Consider the following 18,229-nt stretch of genomic DNA (forward strand, 5'->3'; position numbering starts at 1 on the left):
GGCCCTGAACGATGGCCATGGCATGATCTCTGCGTGACTGCCGCATCGAGACCGCTCGGACACGCCGCCGCCCTGTCGCTGGGCGCGCTGCTCCTGGCCGGCTGCGGGCTCTCCGAGGAGCTCGACCGCGAGGCGAACCCGGAACGCAGGCCGACTCCCACGGCGACGTCGCCCGCCCCCGCCCCGAGTGCCCCCTCGGCGACCGCGCGGCCCACCGATCCGCCGCGCGGCCCCGACACCCCGCCCGACGCCGCCGAGCGCTGCCCGAAGTCGGGCGTCACGATGTCCCCCGGGATGGTGACCGCCGCGATGGGGCTGCGCGCGATGTCCGTGACGCTGACCAACTGCGGCAAGGGCACGCGCGAGGTCAACGGCTACCCCGACATCCGCGTCCGCGGCGTGGACCGCGAGCTCTTCGACGTGACGGTCCTCAAGGGCACGGAGCCGGTCACCACCATGGACGACCCGGGCCCGAGCCGGGTCACCCTGAAACCGGGGGAGTCCGCGTACACCTCTCTGGTCTGGCGCTACTCGGCGGTCGACGCCTCCACGCAGCGGGGCAGCGGCGTCTACGTGGAGATCGGCCCCGCCGAGGGAGCCCCTCGCCAGACCATCGAGCCGGACGGCGGCCTCGACATCGGAGAGACGGGCATGCTCGGCACGACGGCCTGGCAGAAGAGCCCGTCGGACGACGTGGCCCGCTGAGGGGGCCGGGTCCGCCCTTGCCCCGAGCATCTGGCGCCTCCTGATCCGAGCGCCCGACGCCCCCCCCCCGGATCACGGCACCCGAGCCGTCCACTCCGACGTCCCGAACTTCGTGCGTACGAGGTCCTGGGCGCGGGCCATCTCCTCGTCGGTGACCTTGCCCGGGGTGAGGCCGTAGCGGCCGCGGAAGGAGTCGATCATGCGGTCGATGACCGCCTCGCGGGGCAGGCCCGTCTGGCGGCGCAGCGGATCGACCCGCTTCTTGGCGCTCTTCGTGCCCTTGTCGGACAGCTTCTCCTTGCCGATGCGCAGCACCTCCAGCATCTTGTCCGCGTCGATGTCGTACGACATCGTCACGTGGTGCAGCACCGCGCCCGCCCCGCCCCCGGGCGCCACCATCCGCTTCTGCGCCGCGCCCGCGATCTTCCCCGCGTCCGTCGCGATGTCGTTCAGCGGCTGGTACCACGCCTTGATCCCCATGTCGGCGAGGGCGCCGAGGACCCAGTCGTCGAGGTAGGCGTAGCTGTCCTGGAAGGAGAGCCCCTGCACGAGGGCGTCCGGCACGGACAAGGAGTACGTGATGGTGTTGCCCGGCTCCACGAACATCGCCCCGCCGCCCGAGATCCGGCGCACGACGTCGATGCCGTGCCGGGCCGCGCCCTCCGGGTCGACCTCGTTGGCGAGCGACTGGAAGCTGCCGATGATCACCGAGGGCGACGCCCACTCCCACACGCGCAGCGTCGGCGGACGCCGGCCCGCCGCGACCTCCTGCGTCAGCACCTCGTCCAGGGCCATGTGCAGCGCGGGCGGCTGCGGGCCCGCGTGGACCAGCTGCCAGTCGTAGTCCGTCCAGTCCGTCGCGTGCGCGAGGGCGCGGCGCACGGCGATGCCGACGCCCTCGGACGTCAGGCCGTACATGACGGTGCCCTCGGGGAGCGCGGCATCGATGCGGGCGGCCAGGCCTGCGGCGTCGGTGTCGGCGGGAGCGCCGTCCAGGGCGCCGTTGATCGCGTCGAGCGCCTCGTCGGGTTCGAGGAAGAAATCACCCGCCACGCGCGTGTGCCGCAACTCGCCGCCCTCGACGTCCAGGTCCACCACGACGAGCTTGCCGCCGGGGACCTTGTACTCACCGTGCACCGTGCTTCCTCCATGCCCGCGGGACGCAGCGCCCTCGGCTCGATGTTTCCGAATCGTCGTTTCCGAATCGTCCCCCAACGCTAGCCGAGACCCGGAATGTCCAGCGGTGCGCCGGACAGCACACCGTAGGGCGCATCCCTGGAGGCCCGACCGGCCGAAGCACAGAGAGAAGAAGAGCAGAGAGGCAGAGAGAAGGAGAGCGGAGAGAAGGAGAGCGGAGAGAAGGAGAGCAGAGAGAAGGAGAGCAGAGAGAAGGAGAGCAGAGAGAAGGAGAGCAGAGGCAGGAGATCTGGCAGTACGAACCGGCAGGGAGAACTGTCGGCGCCGCCACCGCACCACTGGAGTCCCCCCATGAATGTCTCGGTCGTCCTGTTCACCTCCGACCTCCGCGTCCACGACCACCCGCCCCTGCGCGCCGCCGTCACGAGCGCGGACGCCGTGGTGCCGCTCTTCGTCCGCGACCGGGCCATCGCCGACACCGGATTCGCGGGGCCGAACCGCGAGGCGTTCCTCGCCGACTGCCTGACCGACCTCGACCGGCAGCTGCGGGACCGCGGCGGCTGGCTCGTGGTGCGCACCGGCGACCTCGTCGAGGAGGTGCGGGCCGTCGTGGCGGCGACGGACGCCGACGAGGTCCACATGGCCGCCGGGGTCAGCCGGTACGCGCACGCCAGGGAGCGGCGCCTGCGCGAGGCACTGGAGTGGGACGGGCGGCGCCTGTACGTCCACGAGGCCGTGGTCACCGCGGTCGCGCCCGGCGCCGTGACCCCCGCGAACTCCGACCACTTCGCCGTCTTCACCCCGTATTTCCGCCGCTGGTCCGCACAAGGAGTACGAGCCGTGCTCGCCGCGCCCCGCACCGTGCGCGTACCGGACGACGTGCACTCGCAGTCCCTCCCCGAACGCGACGACGTCACCGGCACGTCGCCGGGGCTCGCGCGCGGCGGTGAGAGCGTGGGCCGCGCGCGGTGGAAGGCGTGGCTGCGTGACGGCATCGACGGCTACCGGGACCGCCACGACGACCTGGCGGGCGACGCCACGTCGAAGCTCTCGCCGCACCTGCACTTCGGCACGCTCTCCAGCGCCGAACTCGTCCACGCCGCGCGCCACAGGGGCGGCGAGGGCGCAGGGGACTTCGTCAGGCAGCTGTGCTGGCGCGACTTCCACCACCAGGTGCTCGCCGCACGGCCCGACGCGGCCGCCGAGGACTACCGCACGCGCGGCGACCACTGGCGCACCGAGGAGTCGGCGGCGGAGGACGTGCTCGCGTGGCAGGAGGGGCGCACCGGCTACCCCGTCGTCGACGCCGCCATGCGCCAGCTGCTGCACGAGGGGTGGATGCACAACCGCGGCCGCCTCCTGACCGCGAGCTTCCTGACCAAGACGCTCTACGTCGACTGGCGCGTGGGAGCCCGCCACTTCCAGCGGCTCCTGGTGGACGGCGACATCGCCAACAACCAGCTCAACTGGCAGTGGATGGCAGGGACCGGTACGGACAGCCGCCCCAACCGCGTCCTCAACCCCGTGCTCCAGGCCAGGCGCTACGACCCCGACGGCGCCTACGTACGCCGCTGGGTGCCCGAGCTCGAAGGGCTGAAGGGGGCCGCGGTGCACGAACCGTGGAAGCTGCCGGGCCTGGAGCGTGCGCGGCACGACTACCCCGACCCGCTCGTCGAACTCGCCGACGGGCTCGGCCGGTTCAAGCGGGCACGGGGCATCGACTGACCGGAGCGCCGGGTGGGCAGCCGCGGCGCCCGGCAAGAGGCCCGCCTCAGGCCGAGGCGATCCTGTCCACCAGGGACCGCACCGCCTCCAGCGCGTCCGCCCCCGGCGGGAGCGGGGGCGGGCTGCCGGTGACCGGCCGTTCGGTGAAGCCCGTGTCGAGACGCGGGGAGCGGATGTCGAGCACCGCGACCGACCGCGGCACGAGCTCCTCCGCAAGGGCCTCGAGCCAGCGGCTCAACGCGGCTTTCGACGCGGTGTAGTCGGCGGTTCCCTCGCCCGGCGGGTCCGCCGCCGAGCCGGTGACCGCCAGCAGGAACCCCTTGTCCGCCACCACCGGAGCGGCTCCCCGCAGGACGGCCATGGGGCACAGCGCGTTCACCGTCAGGAGGTGGCCCGCCGCCGCGTTCGACACGTCCTGGACGGCGCCGAAGCCCGCGGCCCCGACCGCCACGAGCACCCCGTCGAGCCCGTCGAGCGAGCGCTCCGCCCAGGGTGCGAGCGCGGAGCACTGGTCCAGGTCGTACGCCTCGAAGGACCGGGCGGGGCAGTCGCGCAGTTCGCGTGCGAGCGCGGCGAGCCGGACCGGGTTGCGCCCGGCGAGCGCCACGTGCGCCCCGCGCTCCTCCAGGGCATAGGCGGCGAGACCGCCGAGGGTGCCGGTGGCGCCGACCACCAGGACACGTGCGCCGAAGAGTTCCAAATCGTGCCTCCCGGGGCGGGACATGGGTCAGTTGGGGCAGGCGGAGGGGGCGACTGCTTCGTCGGCTGCTTCGTCGGCTGCCGGGCCCAGGCCCTCCCTGAGCGCACGCAGCCCCCGCCGCGTATGGCTCTTGACCGTGCCCAGCGGCAGACCGGTCCGCTCCGAGATCTGGGTCTGCGTCAGATCCGCGTAGAACGCCAGGCGCAGCACCAGCTGCTGGGCCGACGGCAGGTTCGCGAGCTCGTCCTGGACGAGGACCCGGTCCAGGACCTGCTCGGGGCACGGCCCGGCCACGGGGGTCGCCTCCTGCCGGGTGCCCACGGCGGCCACGAGCACGGCGCGCCTGGTCCGTGCGGCGAGCGCGTCGGCGACCTTGTGGCGGGTGATGCCCACCAGCCAGGCGCCCAGGCCGCCGGCGCCCGGCCGGTATCCGTGCCTGCCCCGCCAGGCGGCGAGGAACACCTGCTGCGTCACGTCCTCGGCGTCGGGGCCCTCGCCGAGGGCGCGTCCCGCGAGGCGGTGGACGAGCGGTCCCCAGCGGTCGTAGGCCGCCGCGAGGCAGCGTTCGTCACCGGCGGCGAAGCCTGCCGCCAACTGTTCGTCCGAGAGCGGGTCATCGGGGCAAAGCGGATGCGGAGAGCCTTGGGAGGCAGGGGACTTGAGCGCCACCATGATGCGTACTCCTCGTACGAGGGCCGGAGGTCCCCTCAGATTGGTGACAGCCGGAAAGAGACGCCAACTCGCAGCGTTTGTGCGTCGTATGGTCGCCCCATGGGTGCTTCAGGGACGCCGGGATCCTCCTGGCCGAGCGATGTCGGGGCCGCTCTGACCACGGGAACCGTCGCGCGCAGACTGGGCGTCGCGCCGACCACGCTGCGCTCGTGGGAGCGGCGCTACGGCATCGGTCCCGTCCACCGCGAGCAGGGCCGCCACCGGCGCTGGACCTCCCAGGACGTGGGGCGCGTCGAGGAGATGTGCAGGCTGACCGCGCTCGGCGTGCCGCCGGCCGAGGCCGCGCGCGTCGCCCTGCAGGGAGCCGAGGCCGAGGCCTCGCGCTCGCGCCACGGGGGCGAGCCGGGCGCGCTCTCCCTGGGCAACGTCCGCCAGGAGTGCCGAGGCCTCGCCCGCGCGGCGGTGCGTCTCGACGCGCCCGCCGTGGAGGCGCAGTTGAGGTCCACGCTGGGCGAGCACGGCTTCACCACGGGCTGGGAGGAGGTGATGGCGCCCGCCCTGCACGCCATCGGCCGCAAGTGGGCGTCCTCCGGCGAACGGTACGTGGAGGTCGAGCACTTGCTCTCCTGGCACGTCTCCTCCGTCCTGCGCCGCCCCGTGGGCACGGGCGCTGCCGCCCCGGCGGCCGTCGCGCCGGTGCTGCTGACCTGCGTGCCGGGTGAACAGCACACCCTGCCACTGGAAGCCCTCACGGCGGTCCTCGGCGAACGGGGCCTGCCCACAAGGATGTTCGGCGCCGCGCTCCCCGCGGAGGCGCTGTACGAGGCGGTGCGGCGCATCGGCCCGTCGGCGGTGGTCCTGTGGGCCCACTCCCGCGGCACCGCCGACCGCGCGCTGGTGCACCTCGTCACGGGAGTGGAATGGGGCGTACGAGGCGCGAGAACACACCCCGCTGTGCTGGTCGCGGGGCCCGGGTGGTCGACGGCGGCGGGGGCGTACGCGCCGGGCGTCGAGCGCCTCACGGGGCTGCGGACGGCGGCGGACCGGATCGAGGCACTGTTCGCGTCGTGACTTCCGGGTTCGCGTCATGACCTCCGGGTTCGTGTCAGGACCTCCGGGTTCGTGTCGTGACTTCCGGGTGCGCGTCGTGACTTCCGGTGCCGGGGGCCGCTGACGGGGCCCGGCACCGGGGCTAGCCTGCGGATCATGTTCACGACGCGTCCCACACTGCAGGGCACCTTCGGCATGGTGTCGTCCACCCACTGGCTCGCCTCCCAGTCCGCGATGGCCGTACTGGAGGACGGGGGCAACGCCTTCGACGCCGCGGTCGCCGCGGGCTTCGTCCTGCACGTGGTCGAACCGCACCTCAACGGCCCCGCGGGCGAGGTCCCGATCATCCTCGCCCCCACCGGCGGCGACGTACGGGTGCTCTGCGGCCAGGGCGGCGCGCCCGCCGGTGCCACCGTGGCCCACTACCGCTCCCTCGGCCTCGACCTGGTGCCCGGCACCGGTCCGCTCGCCGCCGCCGTGCCCGGTGCCTTCGACGCGTGGATGCTGCTCCTGCGGGATCACGGCACGAAGTCGCTCGCCGACGTCCTCACGTACGCCATCGGGTACGCGGAGGACGGGCACGCGCCCGTCGAGCGCGTCACCGAGACGGTGGAGACCGTGCGGGAGCTCTTCGAGGCGGAGTGGCCGTCCTCCGCCGAGGTCTACCTGCCCGGCGGGTGCGCCCCCCAGCCCGGAGAACTCTTCCGCAACCCCGCGCTCGCCGCGACGTGGCGGCGGCTGATACGGGAGGCGGAGGCGGACGCGGGCTCCGGGGACCTGTCGGGCGAGGCGTTGCGCGTCGCGCAGATCGACGCGGCGCGCGAGGTGTGGCGCGGCGGGTTCGTCGCCGAGGCACTCGTACGGCAGGCCGGGCGGCCCACGCTGGACACGAGCGGCGAGCGTCACGTGGGCACGCTCCGCGCGGAGGACCTGCGCGGGTGGTCCGCCTCCTACGAGGACCCGGTCACGTACGACTGGAACGGCTGGACCCTGTGCAAGGCCGGGGCCTGGAGCCAAGGGCCCGCCTTCCTCCAGCAACTCGCGCTGCTGCCCTCGGACATCGCGGACCTTCCCGAGTACGGGTCCGCCGCGTACGTCCATCTGCTCGTCGAGGGCTGCAAGTTGGCCATGGCCGACCGGGAGGCCTGGTACGGGGACGCGGGCCCCGGCGGCGCGGAGGGCGTGCCGGTAGGGGAGTTGCTCTCTCCCGAGTACAACGCCTTGCGGCGCCGCCTCGTCGAGGACAAGGCCTCGTACGAGCTGCGGCCCGGGGCGCCGGGCGGGCGCGAGCCGCGGCTCTGCGCACATGCGCTCGCGGTGGCTTCGGGAGAGGCGGAGACGGTCGGCTTCGACGCGGCGGCCGGTGCGGGGGAGCCGACCGTGGCGGGGGACGGCGGAACCCGGGGCGACACCTGCCACCTGGACATCGTCGACCGCTGGGGGAACATGGTCGCCGCCACGCCGAGCGGAGGGTGGCTGCAGTCCAACCCCGTCGTGCCCGAGCTGGGATTTCCGCTGGGGACGCGGCTGCAGATGGCGTGGCTGGAGGACGGCCTGCCCAACTCGCTCGCGCCGGGCCGGCGGCCGCGGACGACGCTGACCCCGTCGCTGGCGCTGAAGGACGGCGTGCCGGTCATGGCCTTCGGGACGCCGGGAGGCGACCAGCAGGACCAGTGGCAGGTGCACTTCTTCCTGGGGGTGGTGATGCGGGACGCGGTGCGGGGCGGCCCGGACCTGCAGGGCGCGATCGACGCGCCCAACTGGCACACGGAGGCGTTCCCCGGCTCGTTCCACCCACGCGGCATGCGCGCCGGAAGCCTCGCCGTGGAGTCGCGGATGCCCGCGGACGTGGTGGACGAGCTGCGCCGACGGGGCCACGAGGTGATGGTGGGAGGCCCGTGGTCGGAGGGCCGCTTGTGCGCGGTGGCACGGGACCCACGCAGCGGGGTGCTCTCGGCGGCGGCGAATCCTCGGGGGATGCAGGGGTATGCGGTGGGGCGGTAGTCCCACCGTGGCCCCACGGGTTCACCCAGGGTTCAGAGGCCGTTCGGCCTGGGCGTACGGGATGTCAGTGCGGCGTGCTCTCATGGAGGCATGATCGAAGACTTTCTGACGCACGGTGTTCGCGACGTGGAAGAGGCTCTCCGCAAGGCCGCCGCGGCGGAGGTCATCCCCCGCTTCCGGCAGCTCGGCGAGAGCGACATCGTGGAGAAGAGCGCCCCGCACGACCTGGTGACCGTCGCCGACCGCCGCGCGGAGGAGCTGCTCACCGCCGACCTCGCCGCCCTCCTGCCGGGCTCGGTCGTCGTCGGTGAGGAAGCGGTGCACGCGGACCCGTCCACGTACGAGGCGATACGCGGACAGGCCCCTGTCTGGATCGTCGACCCCGTCGACGGCACGCGCCAGTTCGTGCACGGCGACCCGGGCTTCTGCATGCTCGTCGCCCTCGCCGTGGACGGCGAGGTCAAGGCCTCCTGGACGTACGCACCCGTCCTCGACGAATGCGCCGTGGCGGTGCGCGGCAAGGGCGCCTGGCTGGACGGACGGCCCCTGGTAGCCGGTTCGCCCGAGGCCGGCGCCGACCTCGAAGTGGCCACCTCCCACCCGGACTTCACGACCGAGGAGCAGAAGCGGTCCCTGCTGGGCCTGCGGGTGGACGGCGTGCGGCCCCGGCCGTGCGGTTCGGCGGGCCTGGAGTATCTGGCCATCGCCAAGGGGGAGTTGGACGCCGTCGCCTTCTCGTGGGAGCTGGCCTGGGACCACGCCGCGGGGCTGCTGCTCGTCACCGAGGCGGGCGGCGCCGACCTGACGCTCACGGGGGAGCCGTTCCGGATCGGCGGGGGCAACGCCCTGCCCTTCACGGCGGCGCGCGACGCCGCCACCGCCCGGCGCGTCGTCGAACTGCTCGCGGACGCCGCCTGAGGGAGGGGCTCCGGGGAGGGTGTCGGTGCCCCGTCCTATCCTGGGCGGCAGTGGCCATCGGCTGACAAAGGAGTCCGAAGGTGCCGTCGATGCTTGATGCCGTCGTCGTGGGGGCGGGGCCGAACGGGCTGACCGCTGCCGTCGAGCTGGCCCGCAGGGGCTTCTCCGTGGCCGTGTTCGAGGCCAAGAGCACAGTGGGAGGCGGGGCGCGCACGGAGGAGCTGACGCTGCCCGGCTTCTGGCACGACCCCTGCTCCGCCGCCCATCCGCTGGGCATCAACTCCCCGGCGTTCCGCACCATGCCCCTGGAGAGGTACGGCCTGGAGTGGCTCCAGCCCGAGCTGCCCATGGCGCACCCCTTCCTGGACGGCAGCGCCGCCGTCCTTTCCCGTTCCGTCGCCGAGACCGCCGCCTCCTTCGGGCCGCGCGACGCGGGGGCGTACCGACGCCTCGTGGAGCCCTTCCTGCCCAAGTGGGACACCCTGCTGCGGGACTTCATGGCGCTGCCGATGAGCTCGCTGCCCCGTGACCCGGTGACGCTGGCCCGCTTCGGGCTCGCCGGTCTTCCGCCGTCGACGTGGCTGATGCGCCGCTTCCGCGACGACCGGGCCCGCGCCCTGTTCGCGGGCCTCGTCGCCCACGTCATCGCGCCGCTCGACGGCATCATCACCGGCGGCGTCGGCATGGTCTTCGCGCTGGCCGCGCACGCCCGCGGCTGGCCCGTCGCGCGCGGCGGCTCGCAGTCGATCTCCGACGCGCTCACCGCGTACCTCAAGGACCTCGGCGGCTCCGTCCACACGGACTACGAGGTCAAGCGCCTCGACGACCTGCCGCCCGCCCGCGCCTACGTCTTCGACACCGCCCCCACCGCGCTCGCCCGGATCGCGGGCCTGGGCCGCGCCTATGAGGGGTACCGGTACGGGGCCAGCGCCTTCAAGATCGACTACGCCCTCGACGGCCCGGTCCCCTGGACCGCCGAGGCACCGCGCGTCGCCGGGACCGTGCAGGTCGGGGCGAGCAGCAAGGAGATCGGCGCCGCCCTGCGCGCCGCGTCGCGCGAGGGCCGGGCACCGGACGCGCCGTTCCTGATCACCGTGCAACCCAGCGTCGTCGACCCCTCCCGCGCCCCCGAGGGCAAGCATGTCTTCTGGGCGTACGGCCATGTCCCGAACGGCTGGGACGGCGACCTCACGGACGTCATCGAGCGGCAGCTGGAGCGCTTCGCGCCCGGTTTCCGCGACCGCGTCATCGCCCGCGCCACCGCGGGCCCGCCCGAACTCGCCGCGCGCAACGCCAACTACGTGGGCGGCGACATCGCCTGCGGCGCCGCGAGCGGACTGCAGCTGCTGCTGCGCCCCAAGCTCTCCCTCTTCCCGTACGCCACCCAGCACCCGGCCGTCTTCATCTGCTCGTCCGCGACCCCGCCGGGTCCTGGCGTGCACGGAATGTCCGGGCACAACGCGGCGAAGGCCGTGTGGAAGCGGCTCAGGAGCCAGTCATGACCGTGGCCATCACCCTGGTCCAGGGCGACATCACCGAACAGCGCGCCGACGCCATCGTGAACGCCGCGAACTCCTCGCTCCTCGGCGGCGGAGGCGTCGACGGCGCCATTCACCGCAAGGGCGGGCCCGACATCCTCTCCGACTGCCGCCGCCTGCGCGCATCGCACTACGGAAAGGGCCTGGCCACAGGAGCGGCCGTCGCCACCACCGCGGGGCGCCTCGCCGCCGAGCACGTCATCCACACCGTCGGCCCCGTCTGGTCCGCCACCGAGGACCGCTCGGAGCTGCTCGTCTCCTGCCACCGCGAGGCGCTGCGCGTCGCCGCCGAGCTGGGGGCGCGCACCGTCGCCTTTCCCGCCATCTCCACCGGCATCTACCGCTGGCCCCTCGACGACGCCGCCCGCATCGCCGTGCGCACCGTGCGTCAGGCCGCCGACCCCGCGCTCTTCGACGAGGTGCGGTTCGTGCTCTTCGGCAAGGACGCCCATGACGCGTTCGCCGCGGCGGTCGCCGAGAAGGGGTACGAGAAGGGGTAGCGGAGGCGTCGTGGGGCCCGCCAGGTCGCGCGAGGTCGATGTCGGATTCTCGCCAGCCCCGCCGGGTGGGATCCACGATGCTTGAGGGCATGCACACCGACACAGAGCGCTGCGTACGCGCCGTTCAGTCGAAGGACGCCCGCTTCGACGGCTGGTTCTTCACCGCGGTCCTCACCACGCGGATCTACTGCCGCCCCAGCTGCCCGGTCGTGCCGCCCAAGGTCGAGAACATGACGTTCTACCCGAGCGCCGCCGCCTGCCAGCAAGCAGGATTCCGGGCCTGCAAGCGGTGCCGCCCGGACAGCAGCCCCGGCTCTCCCGAGTGGAACCAGCGGGCCGACCTCGTGGCCCGCGCCATGCGCCTGATCGCCGACGGCGTCGTCGACCGCGAAGGCGTGCCCGGCCTCGCGACCCGCCTCGGCTACAGCACCCGGCAGGTCGAGCGCCAGCTGCTGGCCGAGCTGGGCGCCGGACCGCTCGCGCTCGCCCGCGCCCAGCGCACGCAGACCGCGCGGCTGCTCATCGAGACGACCGCGCTGCCCATGGCGGAGATCGCCTTCGCCGCCGGGTTCTCCTCGATCCGCACCTTCAACGACACGGTGCGCGAGGTCTTCGCGCTCGCCCCCGGAGAGCTGCGCGCCCGCGCGCCCCGGCACACCGGAGCCGCGCCGTCCGGAGCCGTCGGCGGCGTCCTCTCCCTGCGCCTGCCGTTCCGCGCCCCGCTCAACCCCGACAACCTGTTCGGGCATCTGATCGCGACGGCCGTGCCGGGCGTCGAGGAGTGGCGCGACGGCGCCTACCGGCGGACACTGAGCCTCCCGTACGGGCACGGTGTCGTCGCCCTCACCCCGCACCCCGACCACATCGGCTGCCGGCTGAGCCTGACCGACCTGCGCGATCTCACCATCGCCATCAGCCGCTGCCGCCGGATGCTCGACCTGGATGCCGATCCGGCCGCCGTCGACGGCCAATTGAGGGACGACCCGCTGCTCGCTCCGCTCGTCGACAAGGCACCGGGACGGCGCGTGCCGCGCACCGTCGACGAGGCCGAGTTCGCCGTGCGCGCCGTCCTCGGCCAGCAGGTCTCCACGGCCGCCGCCCGCACCCACGCCGCGCGCCTCGTGACCGCGCACGGCCGCCCGGTCGAGGACCCGGAGGGCGGCCTCACCCACCTCTTCCCCGCCCCGGAGGAGCTCGCCGCACTCGACCCCGAGTCCCTCGCCCTGCCCCGCAGCCGTCGCACCACGCTGACGACGCTCGTACGTCATCTCGCCGACGGCAGCCTCCGGCTCGGCGTGGAGAGCGGCTGGGACGAGACCCGCGCCCGCCTCACCGAACTGCCGGGATTCGGCCCCTGGACGGTCGAGGTCATCGCGATGCGGGCGCTCGGCGACCCGGACGCGTTCCTCCCCTCCGACCTCGGCATCCGGCGCGCCGCCCAGGAGTTGGGCCTGCCGCACACCCCCGCCGCGCTCACCGCGCGCGCCGCGGCCTGGCGGCCCTGGCGCGCGTACGCGGTCCAGTACCTGTGGGCCGTCGACGACCACCCGATCAACTTCATCCCCGCGTAAGGCATCACAAGGGATACCCGAGGACATCACTCATGGAACGTCTGCACACCCTCATCGACAGCCCCTACGGACCGCTCACGCTCGTCGCCACCGACGGCGTCCTCAGCGGCCTCTACATGACCGAGCAGCGCCACCGCCCGCCGCAGGAGAGCTTCGGTGCCCCCGACCCCGCACCGTTCGGCGAGGCGATCAGCCAGCTGGCGGCCTATTTCGCCGGGGATTCGACGGAGTTCGACCTGCCGCTGCGGCTCGACGGCACACCGTTCCAGCGCATGGTCTGGCACGAGCTCCAGAAGATCCCCTACGGCGAGACCCGTACGTACGGAGACCTCGCCGAGGCCCTCGGCAAGCCGGGCGCCTCACGCGCGGTGGGCCTCGCCAACGGCAAGAACCCGATCGGCGTCATCGTCCCCTGCCACCGCGTCGTCGGCGCGGACGGCAGCCTGACGGGCTACGGCGGCGGCCTCGACCGCAAGCGGCGGCTGCTGGCGTTCGAGGGCGGGAGGGCGAACGGCGGGGAGGACGCGCTGTTCTAGACACGCTCCTCCGACGGACGGTTCGAAGGGGCAAGGACCTCAGCCGACCCGGTACCCGTCCTCCAGCTCCGCCGGCCCGCCGCCCCGCGTCAGCACGTCGAGCCCGGCGGCGACCCGGCGGCCCAGCTCGTCGGGCAGGTACTCGGTGAGGTCCTCGGGGGCCACCAGGCGCCAGGAGATCAGCTCCTCCTCCTGGAGTCTGATCGACTTCAGCCGGCCGGTGTCCAGGATCCCGCCGTCGTACAGATAGGCCACCAGCGGCGGCCTGGGCCGCACGGGGCCCGGCGGTACCCAGTCCACCGCGAGGAGCGGCCCGAGCACGACGTCGAGCCCGATCTCCTCCAGCGTCTCCCTGCGGGCCCCCTGCCGCGGCGTCTCGCCGTCGTCCGACTCGACAGTCCCGCCGGGCAGCGCCCAGCCCTCGCGGTAGTTGGGCTCGACGAGCAGGACCCGGCCCTCCGCGTCGCGGAAGAGCGCGGCGGCCCCGACGAGGACGCGGGGCAGCCCCGCGATGTACGTGGCGAAGTCGTCAGTGGTCACCGGGGAAGCCTAGCCCGGGTCAAGGGGTCTCGATCAACTCCACGGTGCGCTCGGCCAGTTCGCTGACGCGCACCCCGTCGAAGCCGAACACCGCGCTGCTGACCCGGTCCTCCAGCGGGTCGGTCCACTGGGGCCCGATGGCCGTCGCGCCGCACAGGACGCCCGCGACCGAGCCCGCCGTCGCGCCGTTCGAGTCGGTGTCCAGGCCGCCGCGGACCGTCAGGGCGATGGTGCGGGTGAAGTCGCCCCCGCCGTACAGGAGCCCGGCGGTCAGGACGGCGGCGTTCGGCACGACATGGATCCAGCCGAGGCCGGCCGTCTCCTCGGCCAGGGTGGTGAGCGTGTCCTCCCAGCCGAGCCCCGCCTCGTGGAGCGAGGTCGCGCGCCGCACCGTGCGGGCAAGGCGGGAGCTCGCGGGGACGACGGTGAGCGCCGTGTCCACCGCCTCGCGCGCGGACCCCGCGGTGAACGCCGCCGCGATCAGGGCCGCCGCCCACATCGCGCCGTAGACGCCGTTGCCCGTGTGGGAGAGGACGGCGTCGCGGCGGGCGAGCGCGGCCGCGCGGCGTGGGTCGCCGGGCGAGGTCCAGCCGAAGACGTCCGCGCGGATGAGTGCCCCGATCCACTCCTGGTACGGATTCTCGTACGTCGCCGTGAGCGGTGGCCGCAGCCCGTTGGCGAGGTTGCGGTAGGCGACGCGCTCCGCCGTGAACGTCTGCAGATACGGAAGCCGCAGCAGCCACAGGTCGCCGACCTGCTCGGTGCTGAACGCGAAGCCGTGGGTCTCCAGCAGGTGCAGGCCGAGGATCGCGTAGTCGACGTCGTCGTCGCGGCAGCTGCCGTGGATCCGGCCGCGTACGCACCGGGGCCACTCCGGGCGCAGCTCGAACTCGCCGTCGTCTTCGGGGGGTTCGGGCAGGTAGTCGGTGAGGGGCAGGGCGTCGGCGCGCTTCAGATAGCGGTCGATGCGGTCGCGGGTCCAGTGGTCGCCGCGCTCCACCGGCTTGCCGAGCATGTTGCCCGCGATCCTGCCGAGCCAGCCGCCGAGCACGCGGTCGGCGAGAGCGACGTCGCTGGGCCCCGTGCCCGCGGGGGTCGTGGAGGTCATGCGTCCGGTCTACCGAATTCGGGGCGGTTCCGCGCGGCCCCGGCGTCGACGTGGCGCGGCTCATGAGACGTTTGTCGTGTTTTCGGCCAAGTGTGTGCAGCCACGACAGAGGAGTGCCATGAAGCAACGTACGACCGTGCTGGCGGCGGCAGCGGTCCTCGGAGTTCTGTCGGCGGCGGGCCCCGCCCACGCGGCGGGGCCCGATCCGCTGGTGCGCACCGGGGACATCGACCTCCTGGAGGACGTCCTGGAGCACATCAGCGTGCCGGTGGGGGACGGCAGCAAGACCATCCACCAGCTCTACGACTCCCGGACCGGCGGCCGCTCCGGGAAGTGAGCGATTCCGCCTCGAACCGAACCGCTCAATCCCCATCGTGGCTGCGTGATCTGACGATCCGTCGCAGCCGGTGGTGGCGGTCCGGTGTCTGCTCGGTGATCGCGTCGCCGACCATCATGCGCACCGCGTCCCGCAGCCCGTGCAGCGCGTGGCCGCGCGCGGGGCCCGCGCCCGGGTCCTCGCGCAACTCCTTGAACAGCGCCCAGCACAGCGTCAGCATCACCACCACGAACGGCAGCGCCACCAGGATCGTCGCGCTCTGCAGGGAGTTCAGCCCGCCCGCGACCAGGAGCACCGCGGCCACCGCCGCCATCAGGACGCCCCAGGTGACGACCAGCCACGTGGGCGGGTGGAGTGAGCCGCGGCTGCTGAGCGAGCCCATCACCAGCGAGGCGGAGTCCGCGCTCGTGACGAAGTACGTCATGACGAGGATCATCGCGACCCAGGACGTGATCGTGCCCAGCGGCAGCGCGTCCAGCATCGCGAAGAGCGAGGCCTCGGCGCCCTCCTTGACCTTCTCCGCCATGTCGACCTTGCCGGTGGCGTCGAGGCGGATGCCGGTGCCGCCCATCACGCAGAACCAGACGACGGTGGCGCCGCTCGGCACGAGCAGAACGCCGATGAGGAACTCGCGGATGGTGCGGCCGTGGGAGATGCGGGCGATGAACGTGCCGACGAACGGCGCCCACGACAGCCACCACGCCCAGTAGAAGATCGTCCAGGCGCCGAGCCAACTGCTGTCGGTGAAGGCACCGGTGCGCGAGGCCATCGGGAGCAGCTGGTGGAGGTAGCCGCCGAGGCTCGCCGGGATCGCGTCCAGGATGTAGACGGTCGGGCCGAGCACGAAGACGAACAGCATCAGGCAGGCGGCCAGCATGATGTTGAGGGTGCTGAGCCACTTCACGCCCTTGTGCACCCCGGAGAACGCGGAGACCACGAAGGCGGCGCCGAGCGACACGATGATGATCAGCTGCAGGGTGGTGGAACTCTCCACGCCCGTCGTGAGGTTGAGGCCCGTGGCGACCTGCAGCGCGCCGACGCCGAGGCTGGTCGCGGTGCCGAAGACGGTGGCGAAGACCGCGAGCAGGTCGATGATCCGGCCCGGCCAGGCCGCGGCGCGACGGGCGCCGATGAGCGGTACGAAGACCGAGCTGAGGCGGTTGCCGCGGCCCTTGCGAAAGCCCGCGTAGGCGAGGGCGAGGCCGGCGATGCCGTAGATCGCCCAGGGGGTCAGCGTCCAGTGGAAGAAGGAGTACTCGAGGGCGGTGCGGGCGGCGGCTCCGGTGCGGGGCTCCGCCGGCGAGGACGGGGGCGGGTTGAGGTAGTGGGTCAGCGGTTCCCCGACGCCGTAGAACATCAGGCCGATGCCCATGCCCGCGCTGAACATCATCGCGATCCACGCGAGGTTGGTGAACTCCGGTTCGGAGTCGTCCTTGCCGAGCCTGATCCGGCCGAAGCGGCTGAGGGCGAGGAACACGCACAGGACGAGGAAGACGTCCGCGGCGATCACGAAGAGCCAGGCGAAGTTGTCCAGGACCCAGGCGAGCGCGCTGTCGGATGCCTTCTCGAAGGACTTCTTGCCGAGCGCCGCCCAGGCGACCACACCGAGGACGGCGGCCACGCCGATGCCGACGACCGCGAAGTCGGGGGTGCCGTCGGGGGGTGAGTCGTGCTCGGGGTCGTGACCGGTCGACGGGGGGCCAGGCGGGCCCTCGCCGGGCTGGGGCTGATCGATCATTTCCGTGCTCATGGCGCACCACTATGGAGCGATATAGGGGCATTTTTGGGCGGGGCGCGCCGTCTCATCCCGCAGGTGGCCATGGGCAGGGGGCCCCATCTGCGGTTATGGTCGCAGCGGCGCGACTGCCTTGACGCGAGCAAGGCCCGGAAAGCAAGGGGAATGCAAGGTGGCGGACGCTGCAGGGACGGCGGGGAGCGAGCGGCAGGCGCAGGTGCGGGGCGCGGGGGCGCCGCGCGGACAGGCGCAGCACGTGCTCATCGCCGCGGACAAGTTCAAGGGTTCGCTCACGGCCGTGCAGGTCGCCGAGCGGGTGTCGGCCGGGCTGCGCAGGGTCGCCCCCGACGTGTCGGTCGAGGCGCTGCCGGTCGCCGACGGCGGTGACGGCACGGTCGCCGCGGCCGTCGCGGGCGGCTTCGAGCGCCGGGAGGTCCGCGTGACGGGGCCGATCGGCGAGCAGGTGACGGCGGCGTACGCCCTCAAGGACGGCACCGCCGTGGTGGAGATGGCCGAGGCCTCGGGCCTCCAGCTGCTCCCCGATGGCGTCTTCGCGCCGCTCACCTCCACGACGTACGGCTCCGGAGAGCTGCTCCTCGCCGCGCTCGACGCGGGGGCCCGCACGATCGTCTTCGGCGTCGGCGGCAGCGCCACGACGGACGGCGGCGCGGGCATGCTGGCCGCGCTCGGCGCGCGCTTCCTGGACGCGGACGGCAGGCCCGTCGCGCCCGGCGGCGGCCCGCTGAAGGGCCTGGCGAGCGCCGACCTCTCGGGCCTGGACCCACGTCTGAAGGACATCGAGCTGGTCCTCGCCAGCGACGTCGACAACCCGCTGACAGGACCGAAGGGCGCCCCCGCCGTCTACGGCCCGCAGAAGGGCGCGTCCCCCGAGGACGTCGAGGCCCTGGACGCGGCCCTCGCCCACTTCGCCGCGGTCCTGGAGAAGACGATCGGCCCCAGGGCCGCCGAGTACGCGCAGTCGCCGGGCGCGGGTGCCGCGGGCGGCATCGGATACGGCGCACTGGTCGGACTCGACGCGAGCTTCCGCCCCGGCATCGAGGTCATGTTGGACGTCCTCGGCTTCGCGCCCGCGCTGGAGCGGGCCACGCTGGTCATCACCGGAGAGGGCTCACTGGACGAGCAGACCCTGCACGGCAAGGCGCCCGCCGGGGTGGCCGCCGCGGCCAGGGCCGCCGGCATCGAGGTCGTCGCGGTCTGCGGCCGCCTGGCCCTGCCCCCGGAGACCCTCGGCAAGGCGGGCATCCGCCGCGCGTACGCCCTCACGGACGTGGAACCGGACGTGACCCGCTGCATCGCGGAGGCGGGTCCCATCCTGGAGACGGTGGCGGAGGGAATCGCGAGGGACTTCCTGGCCGTCTGAACGATTTCCTCGCGGGCCCCTGTCACACATCCGTGCCGGGCCGCGTCAGGGCAGTGAAAGCAGCACGAAAGC

The 18,229-nt window shown here is 73.2% G+C and carries 17 protein-coding genes; 11 read left to right on the forward strand and 6 right to left on the reverse strand.

Features of this window, described 5'->3' with window-relative positions; all coding sequences use genetic code 11:
* The first annotated feature begins 33 nt into the window (after nt 1-33).
* Nucleotides 34-705: a DUF4232 domain-containing protein gene (locus AB0B50_RS04625; protein WP_362325525.1), complete on the forward strand. Its 672-nt coding sequence runs from the start codon at nt 34-36 to the stop codon at nt 703-705.
* A gap of 72 nt (nt 706-777) precedes the next feature.
* On the opposite strand, the gene AB0B50_RS04630 is transcribed toward AB0B50_RS04625, so the two are convergent.
* Nucleotides 778-1,842 carry a biotin/lipoate A/B protein ligase family protein gene (locus tag AB0B50_RS04630; protein WP_362325528.1) on the reverse strand — a complete coding sequence of 355 codons (1,065 nt, stop codon included), beginning with the start codon at nt 1,840-1,842 and terminating at the stop codon, nt 778-780.
* Between the two features lie 351 nt (nt 1,843-2,193).
* Between AB0B50_RS04630 and AB0B50_RS04635 the strand changes: the two genes are divergently transcribed.
* Entirely contained in the window at nt 2,194-3,567 is a 1,374-nt protein-coding gene (locus AB0B50_RS04635; RefSeq protein WP_362325531.1) for a deoxyribodipyrimidine photo-lyase, read from the forward strand.
* A 46-nt stretch (nt 3,568-3,613) separates the two neighbouring features.
* On the opposite strand, the gene AB0B50_RS04640 is transcribed toward AB0B50_RS04635, so the two are convergent.
* Both AB0B50_RS04640 and AB0B50_RS04645 read right to left on the reverse strand, forming a co-directional pair.
* Entirely contained in the window at nt 3,614-4,267 is a 654-nt protein-coding gene (locus AB0B50_RS04640) for an SDR family NAD(P)-dependent oxidoreductase (RefSeq protein WP_362325534.1), read from the reverse strand.
* Between the two features lie 27 nt (nt 4,268-4,294).
* A complete protein-coding gene (locus tag AB0B50_RS04645; RefSeq protein WP_362325537.1) occupies nt 4,295-4,939 on the reverse strand; it encodes a sigma-70 family RNA polymerase sigma factor in 645 nt (214 codons plus the stop codon).
* Nucleotides 4,940-5,038: 99 nt separating this feature from the next.
* Between AB0B50_RS04645 and AB0B50_RS04650 the strand changes: the two genes are divergently transcribed.
* The 7 genes from AB0B50_RS04650 to AB0B50_RS04680 all read left to right on the forward strand — a co-directional run bounded on the left by AB0B50_RS04650 (nt 5,039) and on the right by AB0B50_RS04680 (nt 13,056).
* Entirely contained in the window at nt 5,039-6,010 is a 972-nt protein-coding gene (locus tag AB0B50_RS04650; protein WP_362325539.1) for a MerR family transcriptional regulator, read from the forward strand.
* Between the two features lie 135 nt (nt 6,011-6,145).
* Complete coding sequence (locus AB0B50_RS04655; protein WP_362325542.1) at nt 6,146-7,993, forward strand: gamma-glutamyltransferase; 1,848 nt, start codon at nt 6,146-6,148, stop codon at nt 7,991-7,993.
* A gap of 90 nt (nt 7,994-8,083) precedes the next feature.
* Nucleotides 8,084-8,911: an inositol monophosphatase family protein gene (locus AB0B50_RS04660; protein WP_362325544.1), complete on the forward strand. Its 828-nt coding sequence runs from the start codon at nt 8,084-8,086 to the stop codon at nt 8,909-8,911.
* Nucleotides 8,912-9,000: 89 nt separating this feature from the next.
* Complete coding sequence (locus AB0B50_RS04665) at nt 9,001-10,413, forward strand: NAD(P)/FAD-dependent oxidoreductase (RefSeq protein WP_362325547.1); 1,413 nt, start codon at nt 9,001-9,003, stop codon at nt 10,411-10,413.
* Complete coding sequence (locus AB0B50_RS04670; RefSeq protein WP_362325549.1) at nt 10,410-10,949, forward strand: O-acetyl-ADP-ribose deacetylase; 540 nt, start codon at nt 10,410-10,412, stop codon at nt 10,947-10,949. The genes AB0B50_RS04665 and AB0B50_RS04670 overlap by 4 nt, the downstream gene beginning before the upstream one ends.
* Before the next feature lie 89 nt (nt 10,950-11,038).
* Entirely contained in the window at nt 11,039-12,520 is a 1,482-nt protein-coding gene (locus AB0B50_RS04675) for an AlkA N-terminal domain-containing protein (RefSeq protein WP_362325552.1), read from the forward strand.
* A gap of 32 nt (nt 12,521-12,552) precedes the next feature.
* Nucleotides 12,553-13,056 carry a methylated-DNA--[protein]-cysteine S-methyltransferase gene (locus AB0B50_RS04680; protein WP_362325555.1) on the forward strand — a complete coding sequence of 168 codons (504 nt, stop codon included), beginning with the start codon at nt 12,553-12,555 and terminating at the stop codon, nt 13,054-13,056.
* 39 nt (nt 13,057-13,095) lie between these two features.
* On the opposite strand, the gene AB0B50_RS04685 is transcribed toward AB0B50_RS04680, so the two are convergent.
* Nucleotides 13,096-13,596 carry an NUDIX hydrolase gene (locus tag AB0B50_RS04685; RefSeq protein WP_362325558.1) on the reverse strand — a complete coding sequence of 167 codons (501 nt, stop codon included), beginning with the start codon at nt 13,594-13,596 and terminating at the stop codon, nt 13,096-13,098.
* A 19-nt stretch (nt 13,597-13,615) separates the two neighbouring features.
* Nucleotides 13,616-14,704 (reverse strand): ADP-ribosylglycohydrolase family protein, encoded by a 1,089-nt coding sequence (locus AB0B50_RS04690; protein WP_362325561.1) that lies wholly within the window; start codon nt 14,702-14,704, stop codon nt 13,616-13,618.
* Between the two features lie 118 nt (nt 14,705-14,822).
* On the opposite strand from AB0B50_RS04690, the gene AB0B50_RS04695 reads away from it, so the two are divergent.
* Complete coding sequence (locus AB0B50_RS04695) at nt 14,823-15,041, forward strand: hypothetical protein (protein WP_362325564.1); 219 nt, start codon at nt 14,823-14,825, stop codon at nt 15,039-15,041.
* 25 nt (nt 15,042-15,066) lie between these two features.
* Here the strand turns inward: AB0B50_RS04695 and AB0B50_RS04700 are convergent, their stop codons facing one another.
* Complete coding sequence (locus tag AB0B50_RS04700; protein WP_362325567.1) at nt 15,067-16,791, reverse strand: BCCT family transporter; 1,725 nt, start codon at nt 16,789-16,791, stop codon at nt 15,067-15,069.
* 241 nt (nt 16,792-17,032) lie between these two features.
* On the opposite strand from AB0B50_RS04700, the gene AB0B50_RS04705 reads away from it, so the two are divergent.
* Nucleotides 17,033-18,157, forward strand: coding sequence for a glycerate kinase (locus tag AB0B50_RS04705; protein ID WP_362326793.1), 1,125 nt, complete (start codon nt 17,033-17,035; stop codon nt 18,155-18,157).
* The last annotated feature ends 72 nt before the right edge of the window (nt 18,158-18,229 follow it).

The sequence above is a fragment of the Streptomyces sp. NPDC041068 genome (genome assembly GCF_040647455.1).
GTDB lineage: Bacteria > Actinomycetota > Actinomycetes > Streptomycetales > Streptomycetaceae > Streptomyces.